This window comes from Corallococcus sp. EGB (genome assembly GCF_019968905.1).
Taxonomy (GTDB): Bacteria; Myxococcota; Myxococcia; order Myxococcales; family Myxococcaceae; genus Corallococcus.
The window spans coordinates 1-17125 of sequence record NZ_CP079946.1 but is presented as its reverse complement, the minus strand read 5'-3'; the positions used below and the strand labels follow the sequence as shown (position 1 = coordinate 17125).

Below are 17125 nucleotides of genomic sequence, written 5' to 3'. Positions count from 1 at the left end.
GCGGCGTGCGCTAAGACAGACTCCGACGTGCCTGCCCATCGACTTCCAAGACTGACTTCGCTGCGGCCGTTCGACTACCCCGGCTACTTCGCCGTGTGGTTGGGCGCGCTCGTCTCCAACATCGGCACCTGGATGGAGACGGTGGCGATGGGCGTGTACGTCACGCAGACCACCGGCAAGGCCGAGTGGACGGGCGCCATCGTCGCGCTGTCGTTCCTGCCCGCGGTGTTGCTGGCGCCGGTGGGCGGCGCGCTGGCGGACCGCTTCGACCGGCGCCTGTACGCGGGGCTGGGCGCGCTGCTCCAGGCGGTGCTCGCGGCCGTGCTGACGGTGCTGGCGTTCCGCGGGCAGCTGTCGGTGCCCGCCATCGGCGTCATCTCGTTCCTCAACGGGTGCGTGAGCACGCTCACCAATCCGGCCTTCTCCGCGCTGCTGGCGGAGCTGGTGCCGCCGCACGAGCTGCACCTGTCCACCAGCCTCAACTCCGCGCAGTTCAACCTGGGCCGCATCCTGGGCCCCACGCTGGCCGCGGTGGTGTTGCAGGCGGGCGGGCCCGCGTGGGCGCTGCTCGCGAACACGCTGTCCTTCTTCGCGGTGCTCGTCGCGCTGTGGCGCGTGGTGACTCCCGCGCGGGACACGTCCGCGAAGCGCGAGCCGCTCTGGGAGGGCATCCGCCGCGGCATCACCGTGGCGCGCGAGGACGAGGACATCTCGCTGGTGCTGGTGGGCACCTTCTTCGTGGCCGCGCTGGTGGCGCCCTTCATCGGGCTGGTGCCGGTGTTCGCCATCCGCGAGCTGGGCCAGGGCGCGGCGGCCACGTCGCTCCTGGTGACGTGCCAGGGCGCGGGCGCGGTGACGGCGGCGCTGTGCGTGGGCACGCTCGCGGAGCTCTTCGGCCAGCGCAAGCTGCGCGGCTACGCGGCCACCACCATCGCGGTGCTCGCGGGCGTGTACTGGCTGGCGCCCACGCTCCAGGTGGCGGCGGTGTGCATCTTCTTCCTCGGCGCCAACTACCTCGTCCTGATGAGCAGCCTGAGCGCGGCCTGCCAGAACCGCGTGCCGCGCGAGCTGCAGGCGCGCATGAGCAGCCTCTACAGCATGGTGCTGGGCGCGGGCTATTCGCTGGGCGTCTGGTTCCAGGGCGCGCTGGCGGACCGCATCCACCTGCGCTTCGTGACCATCGGCTCCGCGGCCATCTTCCTCGCGCTGGTGCTCACCACGCGCCTGCTCAAGCCCGCCCGCTTCGAGAACGAGCCCCTGGTCCAGGCGGACGTACAGCCGTTCTCCGACAGCGCGCACTGACGCTGTTTCAGTCCTCCTCCAGGTCCCGCTTCAGCTTCGTCAGCAGCTTCATCGCGTTCGCGGCATAGGAGCTGATCCACCGCGAGTGGATGTGCTGGATGGGCGCGGCGTTGAGGTAGTTCCACCGCGTCCGCCCCTCCTTGCGCGACAGCACCAGCTCCGCCTTCTCCAGCACCTTCAGGTGCTGCATCACGGTGCAGCGGTCGAGCGTCTTCTCGAAGTGCTCGCACAGCTCCCCCGTGGTCCGGGGCGCGTCCTTCAACAGGTCCAGGATGGCCCGCCGGCGCGAGTCCGCCAGCGCCTTGAAGATGAGGTCGTCCGGGTCACTGCTTGACATGTTATATTTATATAACATATCTGCGGGCGGGACCAGTTCACGACGAGGGGTGGCCCATGGAGCCGAAGTTCCAGGTGCAGCTGAAGATCCGCAAGCCGGTGGCGCAGGTGTTCGAGGCGGTGGTGAACCCCGCGAAGCTGAGCGGCTACTTCGTGAAGACGAGCAGCGGTCCGCTGGTGCAGGGCACGACGGTGAAGTGGAGCTTCGCGGAGGCGCCGGGCGAGTTCGACGTCATCACGCGCGAGGTAACCCCCAACGAGCGCATCGTCTTCGAGTGGCCCGCGGACGCGAGCTACAACACGCGCGTGGAGATGAGCTTCGTGCCGTTGGACGCAAGCAACACGATGGTGAAGATCAGCGAGTCTGGCTGGAAGCCGGATGAGAAGGGCATCCAGGCGTCCTACGGCAACGCGGGCGGCTGGATGCACATGATGCTCTGCCTCAAGGGCTACCTGGAGTACGGAATCAACCTCCGGGAGGGCGGGGCCTTCTGAAAACCGCGCCGCGGGGGAATGTCACGGCCAGACTGCCGTTCCCTCGCGTCCCGTTCCTTCAAGGAGCCCTGATGTCGTCCGTCCGCGTCCCCACCCTGCTCCTGTCCGCCCTGCTGCTCTCCGTGCCCGCCGCGAACGCGCAGGAAGCCAGGCGCGCCCCGGAGGCGCTGGGCATCGCCATGGAGGGGTACCCCTACCCGGCGCCCGTGCAGTTCCTGTCCGTGAGGCTGGAGGGCCAGGACCTGCGCATGGCGTACATGGACGTGAAGCCCACGGGCAACGCCAACGGGCGCACCGTGGTGCTGCTGCACGGAAAGAACTTCTTCGGCGCGTATTGGAAGGACACGATCCGCGTCCTCACCGGCGCGGGCTACCGCGTCGTGGTGCCGGATCAGATCGGCTTCGGCAAGTCGTCCAAGCCGGCCATCGCGTACAGCTTCCACACGCTGGCGTCGCTGACGAAGCAGGTGCTGGACGAACTGGGCGTGAAGCAGGCCGCGGTGGTGGGCCACAGCATGGGCGGCATGCTCGCGACGCGCTTCGCGCTGATGTACCCGGAGGTGACGACGCAGCTGGTGTTGGAGAACCCCATTGGCCTGGAGGACTACCGCGAGGCGGTCCCCTGGAAGTCCACCGAGGACCTCTACCAGGAGAACCTGAAGGCCACCGAGGAAGGGCTGCGCAAGTACCAGCGCGGCTACTACGTGAAGTGGAAGCCCGAGTACGACGAATACGTCCAGGTCCTCTACCGCCAGACGCTCAGCGGCGAGTACCCGCGCCTGGCCTGGGTGTCCGCCGCCACGCAGACGATGATCTACGAGCAGCCGGTGGTGCACGAGTTCCCGCGGGTGAAGGTGCCCACGCTGGTGGTGATTGGTCAGGAGGACCGCACGGTGGTGGGCAAGGGCAGCGTGCCGCCCGCGCTGCTGCCGAAGCTGGGGCAGTACCCGGCGCTGGGGAAGAAGACCGCCGCGGCCATCCCGGGCGCCACGCTGGTGGAGATTCCGAACGTGGGCCACATCCCCCACTTCGAGTCGCCGGAGAAGTGGCACACGGCCCTGCTGGGCTTCCTGAGCAAGGTTTCGAAGTAGCCTGCCCGGCATGCATCGCATCCGCGTGGTGCGCCACGCGTCCGAGCGGGGCGGTTGGGAGATGGCGCTGGCCACGCCGCCACCGGCGCTGGCGCCGCTCATCCGGGATTACTGCGGCTACCGCGAGGCCATGCCCCAGCCCATGCGCAGGCAGGAACTGCCCGGGGTGCAGGTGGTGCTCATCCTGGAGTTCGGCCCGCTGCTGAAGCACCTGGACGACGCGGGCCGGGTGACGCGGCATCGCTCCGGCTTCGTCGCGGGGCTGGACGAGCGCTGGAGCACCACCGAGCACAACGGCGAGTCCCACGGGCTCCAGGTGAACCTCACACCGCTGGGGGCGAGGCGCCTCTTTGGATTGCCCATGCATGAGCTGTCCCACCGGGTCACGGGCCTGGAGGACCTGTGGGGCTCGGAGGCCAGGAGGCTGGTGGAGTCCCTGGCGGAGGCGCCGGACTGGGCGGCGCGCTTCGCTCGTGTGGATGCGTTTCTCTTGAAGCGCGCGGAGCGGGGGCCCGCGGTGGACGCGGGCGTGCGGTGGGCGGTGGAGCGCATCCAGCGGACGGGAGGCCAGGTGGACATCGCCACGCTGGCGAGCGAGCTGGGCCACAGCCACAAGCACCTCATCCACCAGTTCCACGAACAGGTGGGGCTGCCTCCGCGCCGGCTGGCGCGCTTGCTTCGCTTCGACCGGGCCGTGGCGCGGATCAAGGCCGGAGGTCCGGTGCGCTGGGCGGAGCTCGCGGTGGAGCTGGGCTATTTCGATCAGGCGCACCTGAACCGGGACTTCCGCCAGTTCACGGGCGGGCCGCCGTCCGCCCTCCTGCGCCGTGCGCTGCCGGACTCGGGCGGGTTCGAATCCGGCGCGTAGGTAAAATCCGTCCAAGAAGGGCCGCGGGCGGATGGGCAGGATGCGCGGTGAAAGGAGGACATCTCCATGTCCCAGTCCCTGCCCAGCATGTATCCCTTCATCCGCTACGCGGACCCCGAGGCCGCCCTGCGCTTCCTCAAGCAGGCCTTCGGCTGCGAGGAGCGGGTCGTCTACCGCAAGCCTGATGGTGCCATCGCCCACGCGGAGCTGACATTGGGCCACGGGCTGGTCATGTTCGGGAGCGCGGAAGGCAGCCGGTTGAAGATGGTGGTGTCGAAGGACGTACCGTTGAAGAACCTGGGCATCTACGTGGTGGTGACGGACCCGGATGCGCTGCATGCGCGGGCGAAGGCGGCGGGCGCGACCATCGCGATGGAGCTGCACGACACGGACTACGGCTCAAGGGACTTCAGCGCGCTGGACCCGGAAGGAAACATCTGGAGTTTCGGCACGTACCAGCCGCTCGCCGCGCCTCCTCCGAAGGGGTGAGCCCGCATCGACGGCGGGAGGGCGTCCATGCAAGGCTTTGCCCATGAAGCTCTTGCTGGGGCCCATTCTGTACGCCAGGGCGCAGGCCACGCCGGATCCGAAGTCCCATGACGTGTGGAGCTTCTTCGTCAACGTGTTCCTGGACAGCACGTCGGCGAAGGAGGCTCCGGCGTTGAGGCTGTGTTTCCGGGACGCGAAGGGTGAGCAGGTCGCGGCCTTCGACGACGTGAAGCCCGCCGCGGACCTCACCGCCCTGCCCCAGGACACCCGGGGCGTGGTGTGGCGGTGGGAGGTCGTCCTGCCGCGCACGGACGTGGCGCAGCGGCTGTCCTACCAGTTTGAATCGCCAGACACGCCCGGCGTGCCGGTGACCTTCGAGCGTCCGTCGCCGCGCGATGCCCGGCCATGGTCCTCGAAGGTCATCCCGCCGGAGCCGCTGGTGGTGTCCGACGTGGTCATCCCCGCGCGGGGCGTGTCGCCGAACATCGCGTTCTTCTCCTGCAACGGCGCCAGCCGTGCGAGTGATTGGAGCGACCTGGCGCAGCCCTTCGCGCTGTGGGAGCGGATGCTGCAGCAGCACCAGAAGGACCCGACGGATCCGGCGAAGACGCCGGGCTTCCAACTGCTCATTGGTGGTGGGGATCAGCTCTACGCGGACTCGTTGCACACCACGGTGGATGTGTTGAACGCGTTCATGAAGCTGCCGCGTTCGGAGCGGTTGAAGCTGCCGGTGCCGGAGGGGCTTGGGGATAAGTTGTTCACGGAATACGTCTGGCTCTACCGGGAGCGATGGGGTGGCAGCCAGGGCATCGCGCCGGTGCTGCGGCGGGTGCCGGGCCTGTTCATGTGGGACGACCACGACATCTTCGACGGGTGGGGTTCGCACGAGGAGCTCCAGCAGGCGCCCTGGTACCGGGCCCTCTACAGCGCGGCGGCGCGCGCGTTCGAAGCCTTCCAAAGGGGCTGGCTGGAGCAGCCGACGCGGGCGCGCGAGCCGGACGACCGGGGCGTGGTGGAGCCCGTGCAGCACTATTTCCAGACGTCCTGTTTCTCCACGGCGGACTGCGACCTGGACGTGGTGTTGCTGGATTTGCGCAGCGGCCGGTCCAGCCGGGTGCTGGAGACGGACGAAGCGCATCCGCAGACCGAGTTCACGGTGATGAGCCGGTCGCAGTGGGACGCGTTCGACGCGTGGCGCGAGGAGCACCGTCAGCGGCCGGAGAGCGGCAAGAAGGCCCGGCACGTGCTGGTGGTGTCATCCATCCCGCTGGTGCACCTGCGCTTCGGTCCGGCGATGGAGCGGATGAGCGGCGGGAGCATGGGCCTGCGCGACGACCTGTTGGACCAGTGGGAGTCGTCGGTGCACCGGGGCGAGCGCACGCGGATGTTGATGAACCTGTTCTCGCTGGCGAAGAAGTCCTACTGCGCGGTGACGGTGTTGTCCGGGGACGTGCACGTGGGAGCGAGGGCGCGAGTGCGTTCCCGCAATCCGGACCACCTGGTGCCCGCGCTGGGCACGGTGGGAGAGGTGTTCATCGAGCAGGCGACGTCGTCCCCCATCGTGCATCCCCCGCCGGGGTGGCTCGCGTTCAAGGGGATGCTGGCGTTGTCGGAGGATTCGAGGGAGGACCTGCCGGGGTTCCTGCAGACGGAGCTGTTGCCCGTGGGCAAGGAGCTCTACCTGCGAGACCGCAACTGGCTGTCCATCCGATTGGAGCGGCCAAAGTCCCACGACACGACCGCGCGTCCGAAGCTGTGGGTGAAGTGGATCGCGGAGAAGGAGAACCTGCCCATGGAAGTGGTGGTCGAGCCACCGCCCTTCCCCGCTGCGAGCTGAGAGGGTTTCAGCGGACCGGGAGCTCGCGGAAGGAGATGCCGGTCCAACCACCCTGCTCCACCGCGTCCTTGAAGCGGTCCGTGCCGATGATCATGGTGCTGAAGTTGCCCACGCGGAACAGGTCCCTGTCCGTGGGCAATGAAGCACCGTCGAGGATGGGATCGTCCGGACGGCGGAAGGCCTGCCGCCCGCAGGTGGGACAGGGCGGCTCCAGGTCGGGAGGAAGGCAGTCGCGGTGCAGCAGGCCGCGCGGTTCGATCTGGAGCTCGAGGATGTCCGGCGGCGTCTTCTGGCGGAATCGAAGCTCCGTCTTGCAGCCCATCAGCCCACGGATGCCCGCAGCCAGGAGTCCGTCGAGTGCGTCGCGGCGGATGAGCATCAGCGAGTTTCCCAGCCACGTGAAAGGACCGAACTGACCGGAGGCTTGGCCTACGAGGGGGCCGAAGTTCGTCCCGGGAGGGAGCTCGACATGTGGAGGGACCAATGGACGTACCAGGGCCTGAAGGCGCATGAACTCGTGAAGGGGTTCAGGTCGAGGCTCTTCAAACTCCGGATGCTCGGGGATGAGCGAAAGATCCACGGCCGGATACTCGTGTCCTGCCTCAGACCAAGTTGCGCCACACTGCGGGCAGTTCTTGAGACCCGGCAGTCCCCACTTATGTGCTGCGTCGAAGTCCGCGCTATAGCGCGCTGTTGCCACCTTGTCGTTGCGCATCCAGTAGAAGAGGGACATGTGCTGGTGGGTTCGATCGAAGCTCAGTGGTACTGCTGGATGGGTCCGCCCAGAAGCTGGAAGCGATAAATGAGTTCTCCGGCGTGCCGGAAGATATCTTGCGGCGAAGCGCCTCGATTCTGTTCCTTGAAGTCTCGCCAGGCTTCATTCCACATGCCCCCGCTGGGCCCATTGCTGTGGATGCGCCGGTGGACGTGGACGGGGATGGGGATCGTGTACTGGTGGATGTCGACGCCTCGCTCCTTGAACCACTGGGCCAGGTCCGGGGCCTGCGGGAAGATGTGGTGCTTCTCGAACTTCCCCGCCGGTAACTGCCGCTGAGGAGGCACGGGCTTGGGTGTCCCGTACCAGGGGAACACCATCACCGGTTCCGCATCACCCGGCAGCCCCATGCTGCCGCCCCAGTTGCGCCGAGGCCCACTTCCCGGCGCGGGAGCCACCGCCACAGGAGGCGGCCGGGGTGGCAGTCCGCGCGCCAGCACCACCTCCCCAGGCACGTCCTCGCATCGGAAGAAGCCGCACGCCGTGTCCCCACAGACCAGGGTCACACATGCATCCGCGCTCGCGTCACCACACTCCGCTTCGGCGTCATCCCACCGCTGCTGGAGCGGCGTGCTGGAAGCGCACGCCGCCATCCACAGCAACAGCACACAGAACGTCAGGCTCTTCCTCATGGCGGAAAAGCCTAACATCGACGCTCAGGGCAACGGCCCCTCCACCAATCGCAACACATCCGCCAGCACGCCCGCCGCAGTCACCGCCGCGCCCGCGCCATACCCCCGAATCACCAGCGGCGTGGGGCTGTACCGCTCCGACAGGAAGCTGAGCGCGTTCTCTCCGCCCTTCACCGCCGCCAACGGATGCTCCAGTGGCACCGGCACCAGGCCCACGCGCACGCCCTCCGGTCCCACGCTGCCCACGTAGCGCAGCACCTTGCCTTCCTTCCGGTATCCGTCCACCCGCTTCTGGAAGATCTCATCCGCCTGCGGCAACCGCTCCAGGAACTCCGGCAGCGGCCCCTTCGCGTCGAACTCCTCCGGCAGCAGCGATGCCAGTGCCACCTCCTCCAACTCCAACGAACGCCCCAGTTCACGCGCGAGGATGAGCACCTTGCGCGCCACGTCCGTGCCCTCCAGGTCGTCGCGTGGATCCGGCTCCGTGAAGCCCTTCTCCATCGCCGTCCCCACCGCCTTCGACAGCGGCACACCGGCCTCCGTCAGCCCCAGGATGAACGACAGCGAACCCGACAGGATGCCCTCCACCCGGTGCACCGTGTCGCCCGTGCGCAGCAGGTTCTTCAACGTGTCGATGACCGGCAGCCCCGCCCCCACGTTCGTCTCGTAGAGGAACCTGCGCTGGTGCCGCGCCGCCGTCTCCCGCAGCGTCCTCCAGTGCTCCTGCCGGCCCGCGTTGGCCTTCTTGTTCGCCGTCACCACGTGCAGCCCGGCTGACATCAACGCGGGATAGCCCAACGCCACGTCCTCGCTGCTCGTGCAGTCCACGAAGATGGGGCGGCCCGGCCGCCGCGCCTTCGCCCACGCCCGGAACGTGTCCAGCGTGAAGCCGGACTCGCTCGCCTCCAGCTTCGCCTTCCATCCGTCCAGCGCCACGCCCTCCGGCGCCACCAGGCTGTGTCTGCTATTGGCAATGGCACACACGCGCAAATCCAACCCGTGCGCCCGCAGCTTCGGCGCCTGCTGGTGGATCTGCCGCAAGAGCTCCCCGCCCACCGTGCCCACGCCCGCCACCAGCAACTCCACCACCTCCGTGGTGCCAAAGGCCTTGCGGTGCACGTGCGCCATCGCGCGCGGCCCGTCCTCGCGTGAAATCACCGCGGAGATGCTCCGCTCGCTCGACCCCTGCGCGATGGCCGCGATGCTGCAATCCACGTCCGCCAGCGCGCTGAAGAACGTCCCCGCCACGCCCACCCGGTGCCGCATCCCATCACCCACGATGCTCAACACCGCGAGCCCCGGCTGGTGCTCGATGGGGTCCACCTTCGCCGCCTCGCGCTCCACCTCGAACGCCTCTTCCAATGCCTGCACCGCCCGCGTGGCGTCCGCCTCTCCCACGCAGAAGCTGATGGAGGCCTCGCTGGAGCCCTGCGTGATCAGCACCACGGAGATGGAGGCCCGCGCCATCGCCTCGAAGACGCGCGCCGCCGTGCCCGGCACGCCCTTCAATCCCGCGCCCGCGATGTTGATGAGCGCGATGTCCGGCAGGAATGACAACCCCCGCACCGGGTGCCGGGACGCCGCCGCCGTGGCCGTCACCCGCGTGCCCGGATGCTCCGGCCGGAAGCTGTTGCACACCCGCACCGGGATGCCCCGCTCGCGCGCGGGGGCAATCGACTTCGGATGCAGCACCTTCGCGCCGAAGTAGGCCAGCTCCATCGCCTCCTCGAAGCTCACCTCCTCCAGCGCGAACGCCTCCGGCACCAGCCGCGGATCCGCGCTGAAGATGCCGTCCACGTCCGTCCAGATCTCCAACAGCCGCGCGTCCAGCGCCGCCGCCACCAGCGCCGCCGAGTAGTCCGACCCACCCCGCCCCAGCGACATCGTCTTGCCGCGCGCGTCCCCACCGAAGAAGCCCGGCATCAACATCAGCCCCGGCCCGTCCTCCCGCAGCGCCGCGAACCGCGCGCGGATCTCCTCCACCCGGGGCGTCGCCTGCAGCGGATCCCCCGAACACACCAGCACCCGCCTCGGGTCCACGCTCACGGGCGCCAGGCCCCGCGCCTCCAGCAGCGCCGCGAGCAGCAGGCACGACGCCCGCTCCCCCAGCCCCGACAGGTGCGCCAGCACCGACGGCGAGCACTCGCGCAAGAGCCCCACGCCCTGCAACAACCCACGCAGCTCGACCCCCAGGGCCACCAGCCCCTCCGCGAGCGGCCGCGTCTGCGCGGGCTTCAGGTCCGCGCTCAGCACCTTCGCGATGGCGGAGTGCGTGTCATCGAACCGGGCGCAGGCCTCCTGTACGGACTCGCCCTCCTGGGCCACCTTCGCGGCCTCCACCAGCAGGTTGGTGATGCCCGACACGGCGGACGCCACCACCATCACCCGCTCGGTCTTGCGCGCCTCCTCCACCAGCGCCACCACGCCGCGCATCCGCTCCGCATCACCGACACTGGTGCCACCGAATTTCATCACGCGCATGACACGGCCTCCTTCCGGAACGGCGGGACTCGGTGGCTGGGGCGGCACATCGGAAGCGGCGTCATGCGGGTCCTCGGTGGTGGCGGCTGACTGCGGTGGGGAGACGAAAAAGCCCCGCGCTCGGGAGGAGCGCGGGGCCGGGTTCAGAAGGGGGACCGGGTGGCAGGTCCACTTCGGAAGTCAGGCGGTCCGCGCTCCGCGAGGAGTCAGGCCGGTGCGAGTGTGAGTCTCGGTCAGGACGGTCCGCACGCGCGCGCCCGCGGAGGACGTCGTCCCCTCGTGCCGCTGGCTGTCCCCGCTGCGTCCGGCCATGGAGTCCCCATCCTAGCCGCTTCCGCGCGCCCAGGTCAGGAGGCAGGCGACCAGCCCCCCGCTCCGTGGTCTCCACCGTGGTGCATGCACCCCGGGCTGCGGAGATTGAACGGGTGTGAGCTGTCCCACCCCCTTCAGGAGCAACCATGGCCACCCACAAGAAGAGCGACACCGCCCACAAGCCCGGCTTCGCCAAGGACCGCGTGGAGAGGGGGCTGGAGGCGGACGACACCAAGCCCCTGTACGCGGACGACGCCAAGCACTCCTCCGAGGAGGAGAAGTTCGCCTTCGACAGCGACGGCCCCGTTGGAGGCCCCCGCAACAACCCGCAGAGCGTCATCGACGACATCGACGACGAGGAGCGCGAGGAGCGCGGCCGCCGCAAGGCCGAGGCCCGCCAGGAAGAGAACGAGCCCACCCGGGAATGAAAAAAACCGGGGCCCCGACACCCACGTCGGGACCCCGGCTTCACCGCCTCGAAGGGAAGCGCTCCGCTACCTGGAAGCAGGCTCCGACGCCGGCGGCTCCACCAGCGTGAGCTTGCCCAGGTTCAGCGGCGTCACCTGCTCCTGGATGACCAGCGGGTCGCCCACGAGCACCACCTGCATGTTGGCGGGGTCCAGGTAGAACTCGGCCACGCGCTGCACCTCCGCGGCGCTGGCGTTCTGCAGCCCCTCCACGGTGCGCTTGAACTCGTCCATGGGGCGGCGGTGGAAGTAGAGCTGCGCGGCGCTGCCACCCAGGCCCTCCACCGTCTCGAAGGCGCCCGGGAACGCGCGGATGAGGCCCTCGCGCGCGGCGGCCAGCTCCTTCTCCGTGATGGGGTTGGACTTGATGCCGGCCAGCTCCTTGATGAACTCGCTGAGCGCCGGCCCCGTCACGTCGCGCCGCACGGCCGCGTACGCGGTGAGCGGACCCACGCCCAGGCGCGTACCCAGGTGCGCGTTGGCGCCGTAGCTGTAGCCCTTGTCCTCGCGGATGTTCATGTTGAGCCGGCTGCCGAAGAAGCCGCCGAACACCGTGGTGGCCAGCTCCAGCGGGTACTCGTCCGGGTGGCCCGAGGCGAGGCCGGGACGGCCCACCAGCACCACCGTCTGCTCCAGGCCCGGCTTGGGCACCACGCGCACCTGCTGACGCGGAGGCGCGGCCGGCGCGGGTGGCGGCTTGGGCGCCACCGCCCCGCCCTTCCATCCGCCGAAGTACTTCTTGCCCCACGCCACCGCCTGCTGGAGCGTCACGTCGCCCGTCATGATGAGCGCCGCGGCGCGAGGGCCCGTGTTCTTCGTGTAGAAGTTCTTCGCGTCCGCCAGCGTGAGCGACTCCACCGTCTTCGGCGTGCCGCCGGACGTGTGGCCGTACGGGTGATCCGCGCCGAACACGGCCTCGTAGTAGGCCTGCTGCGCCAGGAAGTTCGGGTCGCCCATGCGGCGCACCAGCTCACCCAGCTGCTGCTTCTTGCGCCGCTCGAAGGCCTTGGGGTCGAAGGTGGGCCGCAGGACGACGTCCGACAGCAGGCTCATCGCCGCGTCCACGTTGGTCGTGAGCACGCGCGCGCCCACGAAGGCGCCGTCGGGGTCCACCGACATCGCGGGCGACACGCCCAGGTCCGCGAACGCGTTGTCCAGCGCCACCGTGTCGCGCTTGCCCGCGCCCTCCAGCAGCATGCGGTAGGACAGGTCCGCGATGCCCAGCTTCGCGGGGGGCTCCTGCGACACGCCCGCGGCGAAGGCGATGCCCACGAACACCAGCGGCAATTCCTTGCGCGTGCTGACGATGACGGTGAGGCCGTTGTCCAGCTTCGCCTGCTCGAACGTGGGCAGCACCAGGTCCGGTGGGTTGCCGGGCTTGGGCGGCTGGTCGCGGAACGCCTCCGCGTCCGGAGCGGGTGTCTGGGTTTGCGGCTGCGCGGCGGGCGCCGGCTCCGCGGGCTTCGTCTCCGCGGGCCTGGTGGTGGCGCAACCGGCGACGGACAGCGTGAGGAGGGCAGTCAGGATTCGGCGGTGCATGGCTTAACGGGTCTCCTTGCCCGGAGCGGAAGACGGCGCGGCCTTGTTGGCGGACGGCACCGCGTGGAGGACGACGCGCGCGTCGGGGCGCAGCACGTCGTTGGCGAACTGCTTCACCGCCTCGGGGGTCACTTCCTGGTAGCGCGCCAGGTCCTGCGCGACGTAGCTGGGCTCGCCCACGAACTGGTTGTACGTCTGGAGCGTGTCGGACTTGCTGCCGGAGCCGCCCACGGCCTGGAGGCCCGCCAGCTGGCGCGTGTCATAGCGGGTGCGCGCGCGGACGATCTCCTCCTGCGTGACGCCGTTCTTGCGGACCTCGTCCAGCACCTCGTCGATCTCCTTCTTCAGCATGTCCGTGGTGACGCCGGGCCGGGCCACCGCTTCGATGGAGAAGACGGACTGCGCGCCCTGGCTCTGCTGCACGGCGTCCACGCTCTGCGCCAGCTGCTTGTCCAGCACCAGCCGGCGGTACAGGCGGCTCGCGCGGCCGGTGCCCAGCGCGGTGGCGAGCACGTCCGCCGTCGCGTCCCCGGGCTTCAGGTACGGAGCGGTGAGCCAGGACATGGTGAGCAGGGGCAGCGTGGCCACCTTCTCGTCGTGGCGGATGGTCGTCTCGCGTGTGACCTTCACCGGCTTCACGTCCGGAGGCTGGGGCTTGGGGTGCGAGGGCAGCGTGCCGAAGTACTTCTCCACCAGGGCCTTGGTCTTCTCGGGGTCGAAGTCGCCCACGATGGCCAGCGTCGCGTTGGAGGGCGCATACCACTTGCGGAAGAAGGCCTTCACGTCATCCACCGTGGCGGCGTCCAGGTCCTTCATGGAGCCAATCACGTTGCCGGAGTACGGGTGCGGAGGCGGGAACAGCGCCTGCCACGCCTTCTCCTGCGCCTCGCCGTAGGGAGCCGTCTCCACGCTCTGGCGGCGCTCGTTCTTCACGACCTCCTTCTGCGTATCGAGCTTCTTCTGCGTGAGCGCGTCCAGCAGGAAGCCCATGCGGTCGCTCTCCAACCACAGCGCCGTCTCCAGCAGGTTGCTGGGCACGGTCTCGTAGTAGTTGGTGCGGTCGAAGCTGGTGGTGCCGTTCAAGTCCGTGGCGCCCGCCTGCTCCAGCAGGCCGATGTGCACGTCGTCCGGCACGTGCTTGGAGCCCTGGAACATCATGTGCTCGAAGAGGTGCGCGAAGCCGGTGCGGCCCGGCTGCTCGTCGAAGGCGCCCACGTGGTACCAGACGTTGACGGCCACCACCGGGAGCTTGTGGTCCACGGAGAGGATGACCTCCAGTCCGTTGGGCAGCGTGTATTTCTCATACGGGATGGCCAGGTTTTCGCGGCCGGGCTCCAGCGGCTTCGCCTCGGGGGTCTGCGCGAGCGCCGGAAGCCCCATGAACAGGGCCGCGGCGGCGAGGGCCTTCAATCGGGACAAGGTTCCTCCACGGTTCAGGACGTCGACCCGCGCGCTTAGCACGCGCCTCGGGGCCTGTAAGCCCGAAGGCGACCGGGTGGGCTCCGGGGTGCCGGGTGTTGCTCGCCGTGCGACACTGCGGCCATGAGCCTGGAGGTGCCCCTACCCCCGCTGGGACGCTGCGCCGTCCACCCGGACCTGCCCGCGGGCGGCACGTGTACCCGCTGCGGGAGCTTCATCTGCGCGGACTGCGCCACGTCCGTGTCGGGCCTGGGCGCACGCCTGTACTGCAAGGCCTGCGCGGAGCGCCCGGACGTGAACTACCTGGAGGCGCTGCGTCAGCGCTACCAGGGCAAGCGCGATGAATGGGCGTGGGTGGTGGGAGGCGTGACGCTGCTGCTCTGCGTGGCCACGGCCGCCGCCCTCGCGCAGTGGGGACTGCGCGCGACGAGGGAGTCGCTGTTCACGCTCCTGCTGCTCCTGCCCGTGCCGGTGGGCGTGGCCTTCTTCCTGGGCCGGCGCTGGGCGCGGCATGCCCTGCTGTTCACGCCGCTGGTGATGGCGGTGGCGGCGGATGCCCTGGTACCGACCGGGCGCTTCCTCTTCTTCGCGTGTGCCATCCCCGCGTTCGTCACCGGGCTGCGCATCCACCGCGACGTGCGCAATCAGCTCTTCTTCCGGCTGCCGGTGCCGCCCGGGATGTTGAAGCTGCTGTGGAACGAGCGCTTCAACAATCCGATGGCGCGTCAGGCGGCGCGGTTCGGTTTCAGCGCGCTGCTCATGCCCCTGCTCGCGCCCGTCGCGGTGATTTGCGGCGTGGTGGCGCTGACGCGCGTGGATTCGAAGGCCACGCCACCCATTGGCCGGAAGGACCAGGCCATCACGGGCCTGGTCCTGGGGCTCGCCAGCCCGCTGCTGTGGGGTTTCTTCCTGCTGCCCTGGCTGGCGGAGCGGCTCCACTTCTGACCGCGGCGGTCAGTAGAAGCGGGTCTCCAGCTTGAGCCGGGTGCGGATGGCGTCGCGCGCCCACCCGAAGGGGTCGCGGCGCTCATCCGAGGACGGACACAGCGCGGCGACAGCAAGGCCGGAAGCTCGCAACCCGTGAGTGGAGGGCATGTCGGAAGCACCGCGTGAGGCGGAACGCCTCCGGCCGGGCGTCCCGATGCGCGAGCCCCGGAGGGCCCACGAGGCCGCAGCATGCTCGAGCCCCGGGGAAATGGACAGACACGCCGATGACGGGTCATGCCAGCGGACAGACGGGTGCTCACGCTGAGGGAGGAACCCGCATCAGGAGAGACGCCATGGCAACGCAACGAGTGGGTGACGTGATGACCCCGGATGTGGAGGTCATCCGCCCGTCGGATTCCCTGAAGGTCGCCGCGGAGAAGATGCGCGCGCTGAACGTGGGGCCCATCCCCGTGTGTGAAGGCGACCAGCTGGTCGGCATCGTCACGGACCGGGACATCGTGGTTCGAGCCATCGCGCAGGGGCTGGACGCCGAGCGCACCCAGGTAGCCCAGGCGATGACCCGGGGTGTCGAGTTCGTCTACGACGACGACGACCTCACCCAGGCGGCCGAGAAGATGAGGGCCTCGCAGATCCGCCGCATCGCGGTGCTGAACCGGGCCAAGAAGCTGGTGGGCATCCTCTCGCTGGGAGATGTCGCGGCGGAGCTCAGCGACCAGGAGAGCGGCAGGACGCTGGAGGAGGTGTCCGCGCCGTCACAGCCGGCCGCGCACTGAAGCGGCTACATGCCGCCGAGCTTCGCTTCCAGTTCGGACAGGTCGCGGTGCACGGCCGCGTCCGTCTCCCGCAGGCCCTCCACCTTGCGCACGGCGGAGATGACGGTGGAGTGGTCCTTGTTGAAGCGCGAGGCGATCTCCGGGAAGGAGCTCTTGGTCAGCTTGCGGCTCAGGTACATGGCCACCTGACGCGCGTGCGCGAGCGCCTTGTGACGGCGGTCCTCCTTCAGCGCCTCCACGGTGACCTTGTAGAAGCGGGCCACCTCGCGCTGGATGGCCTCCACGTCCACGGTGCGCTGCGCGGGCAGGATGTCGCGCAGCACCTGGGACGCGAACTCCTCCGTCACCGGCTGCTTCGTGAGGCTGTGCATCGCGGACAGCTTCACGAGCGCGCCTTCCAGCTCGCGCACGTTCTTCTGAACATGCTTCGCGATGAAGTGCGCCACCGGGTCCGGCAGGTTGAGGCCCTCCTGTTCGGCCTTCTTCTGGAGGATGGCGACGCGCGTCTCGTAGGTGGGCTCGCGGATGTCGGCCATCAGGCCCATGGCGAAGCGGCTGCGCAGGCGGTCCTCCATGCCGGGGACCTCCGCGGGCACCATGTCGCTGGTGAGCACGATGGCCTTGTTGAGGCCGAAGAGCGTCTCGAAGGTGTAGAAGAACTCCTTCTGCGTCTCCTCGCGCTTGCCGAGGAACTGGATGTCGTCGATGAGGAGCACGTCGCACTCCTCGCGGAACTTCCGGCGGAAGTCCGTCATGCGGTGCTCGCGCACGCTCTCCACGTACTCGTTGGTGAACTGCTCGCTGGAGAGATAGACGATGCGCTGGGTGGGGTCCTTCTCCCAGATGTGATTGCCCACGGCCTGGAGCAGGTGCGTCTTGCCCAGGCCGGTGCCGCCGTAGATGTAGAGCGGGTTGTAGTTGTGGCCCGGCCGGTGGGCCACGGCCTGCGCGGCGGCGGCGGGCAGCTGGTTGCTGTCCGCGACGACGTAGGTGTCGAAGGTGAAGCGCGGGTTGAGGCGCGCGGGCCGCGTCGAGTTCACCTTGATGGTGGGCGTGGGCGGCAGGTCCGCGGTGGGCGGAGGGCCGACGACGACTTCATAGGCGACGCGGCCGAGCGACGGCTCCAGGCGGGAGAGGTGGCTCTCCAGCATGGAGCGGTAGTGGTCATCCACCCAGTCGCGGAAGAAGCGGTCCGGCACGCCCAGGACCAGGGCGTTCTCGCGCACCTCCATGGGGCGCATCCGCTCCAGCCAGGTGAGGGCGTAGTGCAGGCCCTCCTGACGGATGGCTTCCAGCGTGCGGGTCCAGATGACGCCGGCACTGGGCAGCGAAGGCGAAGGGGCTTGGGCGAGGGCGTTCAC

At 69.1% G+C, this 17125-nt stretch carries 17 protein-coding genes; 9 read left to right on the top strand and 8 right to left on the bottom strand.

From position 1 onward, the window contains the following. The first annotated feature begins 27 nt into the window (after window positions 1-27). Entirely contained in the window at window positions 28-1302 is a 1275-nt protein-coding gene (locus KYK13_RS00085; protein ID WP_223640645.1) for an MFS transporter, read from the top strand. Window positions 1303-1309: 7 nt separating this feature from the next. On the opposite strand, the gene KYK13_RS00080 is transcribed toward KYK13_RS00085, so the two are convergent. Further along, window positions 1310-1639: a helix-turn-helix transcriptional regulator gene (locus KYK13_RS00080; protein WP_223640642.1), complete on the bottom strand. Its 330-nt coding sequence runs from the start codon at window positions 1637-1639 to the stop codon at window positions 1310-1312. 56 nt (window positions 1640-1695) lie between these two features. Here KYK13_RS00080 and KYK13_RS00075 point away from each other — a divergent pair, with 56 nt between their 5' ends. The 5 genes from KYK13_RS00075 to KYK13_RS00055 all read left to right on the top strand — a co-directional run bounded on the left by KYK13_RS00075 (window position 1696) and on the right by KYK13_RS00055 (window position 6418). Then, the gene (locus KYK13_RS00075; protein ID WP_223640639.1) at window positions 1696-2133 is read left to right on the top strand and encodes an SRPBCC domain-containing protein; all 438 of its coding nucleotides are present in this window, start codon (window positions 1696-1698) and stop codon (window positions 2131-2133) included. A gap of 71 nt (window positions 2134-2204) precedes the next feature. After that, window positions 2205-3224, top strand: coding sequence for an alpha/beta fold hydrolase (locus tag KYK13_RS00070; protein WP_223640635.1), 1020 nt, complete (start codon window positions 2205-2207; stop codon window positions 3222-3224). A gap of 10 nt (window positions 3225-3234) precedes the next feature. Beyond that, window positions 3235-4092 (top strand): helix-turn-helix domain-containing protein, encoded by an 858-nt coding sequence (locus tag KYK13_RS00065; protein ID WP_223640633.1) that lies wholly within the window; start codon window positions 3235-3237, stop codon window positions 4090-4092. A 66-nt stretch (window positions 4093-4158) separates the two neighbouring features. Continuing rightward, on the top strand, window positions 4159-4581 hold the full coding sequence (locus tag KYK13_RS00060; protein ID WP_223640628.1) for a VOC family protein: 423 nt from the start codon (window positions 4159-4161) through the stop codon (window positions 4579-4581). Between the two features lie 43 nt (window positions 4582-4624). Continuing rightward, on the top strand, window positions 4625-6418 hold the full coding sequence (locus KYK13_RS00055) for an alkaline phosphatase D family protein (RefSeq protein ID WP_223640625.1): 1794 nt from the start codon (window positions 4625-4627) through the stop codon (window positions 6416-6418). Between the two features lie 7 nt (window positions 6419-6425). On the opposite strand, the gene KYK13_RS00050 is transcribed toward KYK13_RS00055, so the two are convergent. From KYK13_RS00050 to thrA, 3 genes are read right to left on the bottom strand one after another with little or no spacing between them, the layout of a single operon-like run. Further along, window positions 6426-7151 (bottom strand): double-CXXCG motif protein, encoded by a 726-nt coding sequence (locus KYK13_RS00050; protein WP_223640622.1) that lies wholly within the window; start codon window positions 7149-7151, stop codon window positions 6426-6428. A 23-nt stretch (window positions 7152-7174) separates the two neighbouring features. After that, window positions 7175-7825, bottom strand: coding sequence for a TIGR02269 family lipoprotein (locus KYK13_RS00045; RefSeq protein ID WP_223640619.1), 651 nt, complete (start codon window positions 7823-7825; stop codon window positions 7175-7177). A gap of 24 nt (window positions 7826-7849) precedes the next feature. Beyond that, window positions 7850-10306: a bifunctional aspartate kinase/homoserine dehydrogenase I gene (gene thrA, locus KYK13_RS00040; protein WP_223640616.1), complete on the bottom strand. Its 2457-nt coding sequence runs from the start codon at window positions 10304-10306 to the stop codon at window positions 7850-7852. 458 nt (window positions 10307-10764) lie between these two features. Between thrA and KYK13_RS00035 the strand changes: the two genes are divergently transcribed. After that, complete coding sequence (locus KYK13_RS00035; protein ID WP_223640613.1) at window positions 10765-11046, top strand: hypothetical protein; 282 nt, start codon at window positions 10765-10767, stop codon at window positions 11044-11046. Window positions 11047-11112: 66 nt separating this feature from the next. On the opposite strand, the gene KYK13_RS00030 is transcribed toward KYK13_RS00035, so the two are convergent. Next, a complete protein-coding gene (locus KYK13_RS00030) occupies window positions 11113-12624 on the bottom strand; it encodes a pitrilysin family protein (RefSeq protein WP_223640611.1) in 1512 nt (503 codons plus the stop codon). Window positions 12625-12627: 3 nt separating this feature from the next. Continuing rightward, the gene (locus tag KYK13_RS00025; RefSeq protein WP_223646951.1) at window positions 12628-14034 is read right to left on the bottom strand and encodes a pitrilysin family protein; all 1407 of its coding nucleotides are present in this window, start codon (window positions 14032-14034) and stop codon (window positions 12628-12630) included. Between the two features lie 132 nt (window positions 14035-14166). Between KYK13_RS00025 and KYK13_RS00020 the strand changes: the two genes are divergently transcribed. Then, entirely contained in the window at window positions 14167-14988 is an 822-nt protein-coding gene (locus tag KYK13_RS00020; RefSeq protein ID WP_223640608.1) for a hypothetical protein, read from the top strand. A 9-nt stretch (window positions 14989-14997) separates the two neighbouring features. Here KYK13_RS00020 and KYK13_RS00015 read toward each other — a convergent pair whose 3' ends face one another. Continuing rightward, entirely contained in the window at window positions 14998-15138 is a 141-nt protein-coding gene (locus KYK13_RS00015; protein WP_223640605.1) for a hypothetical protein, read from the bottom strand. A gap of 185 nt (window positions 15139-15323) precedes the next feature. Here KYK13_RS00015 and KYK13_RS00010 point away from each other — a divergent pair, with 185 nt between their 5' ends. Next, the gene (locus KYK13_RS00010) at window positions 15324-15764 is read left to right on the top strand and encodes a CBS domain-containing protein (protein WP_223640603.1); all 441 of its coding nucleotides are present in this window, start codon (window positions 15324-15326) and stop codon (window positions 15762-15764) included. Window positions 15765-15769: 5 nt separating this feature from the next. On the opposite strand, the gene dnaA is transcribed toward KYK13_RS00010, so the two are convergent. Then, window positions 15770-17125 carry a chromosomal replication initiator protein DnaA gene (gene dnaA / locus KYK13_RS00005; protein WP_223640601.1) on the bottom strand — a complete coding sequence of 452 codons (1356 nt, stop codon included), beginning with the start codon at window positions 17123-17125 and terminating at the stop codon, window positions 15770-15772.

Excerpts from the sequence above, each read along its gene's own strand:
- KYK13_RS00035 (WP_223640613.1), top strand. The coding sequence starts at position 10,765 with ATGGCCACCCACAAGAAGAGCGACACCGCCCACAAGCCCGGCTTCGCC.
- KYK13_RS00055 (WP_223640625.1), top strand. The coding sequence starts at position 4,625 with ATGAAGCTCTTGCTGGGGCCCATTCTGTACGCCAGGGCGCAGGCCACG.
- KYK13_RS00075 (WP_223640639.1), top strand. The coding sequence starts at position 1,696 with ATGGAGCCGAAGTTCCAGGTGCAGCTGAAGATCCGCAAGCCGGTGGCG.
- KYK13_RS00050 (WP_223640622.1), bottom strand. The coding sequence starts at position 7,151 with ATGTCCCTCTTCTACTGGATGCGCAACGACAAGGTGGCAACAGCGCGC.
- KYK13_RS00065 (WP_223640633.1), top strand. The coding sequence starts at position 3,235 with ATGCATCGCATCCGCGTGGTGCGCCACGCGTCCGAGCGGGGCGGTTGG.
- KYK13_RS00015 (WP_223640605.1), bottom strand. The coding sequence starts at position 15,138 with ATGCCCTCCACTCACGGGTTGCGAGCTTCCGGCCTTGCTGTCGCCGCG.
- KYK13_RS00060 (WP_223640628.1), top strand. The coding sequence starts at position 4,159 with ATGTCCCAGTCCCTGCCCAGCATGTATCCCTTCATCCGCTACGCGGAC.
- thrA (WP_223640616.1), bottom strand. The coding sequence starts at position 10,306 with ATGCGCGTGATGAAATTCGGTGGCACCAGTGTCGGTGATGCGGAGCGG.
- KYK13_RS00080 (WP_223640642.1), bottom strand. The coding sequence starts at position 1,639 with ATGTCAAGCAGTGACCCGGACGACCTCATCTTCAAGGCGCTGGCGGAC.
- KYK13_RS00020 (WP_223640608.1), top strand. The coding sequence starts at position 14,167 with ATGAGCCTGGAGGTGCCCCTACCCCCGCTGGGACGCTGCGCCGTCCAC.
- KYK13_RS00070 (WP_223640635.1), top strand. The coding sequence starts at position 2,205 with ATGTCGTCCGTCCGCGTCCCCACCCTGCTCCTGTCCGCCCTGCTGCTC.
- KYK13_RS00045 (WP_223640619.1), bottom strand. The coding sequence starts at position 7,825 with ATGAGGAAGAGCCTGACGTTCTGTGTGCTGTTGCTGTGGATGGCGGCG.
- KYK13_RS00030 (WP_223640611.1), bottom strand. The coding sequence starts at position 12,624 with ATGCACCGCCGAATCCTGACTGCCCTCCTCACGCTGTCCGTCGCCGGT.
- KYK13_RS00010 (WP_223640603.1), top strand. The coding sequence starts at position 15,324 with ATGGCAACGCAACGAGTGGGTGACGTGATGACCCCGGATGTGGAGGTC.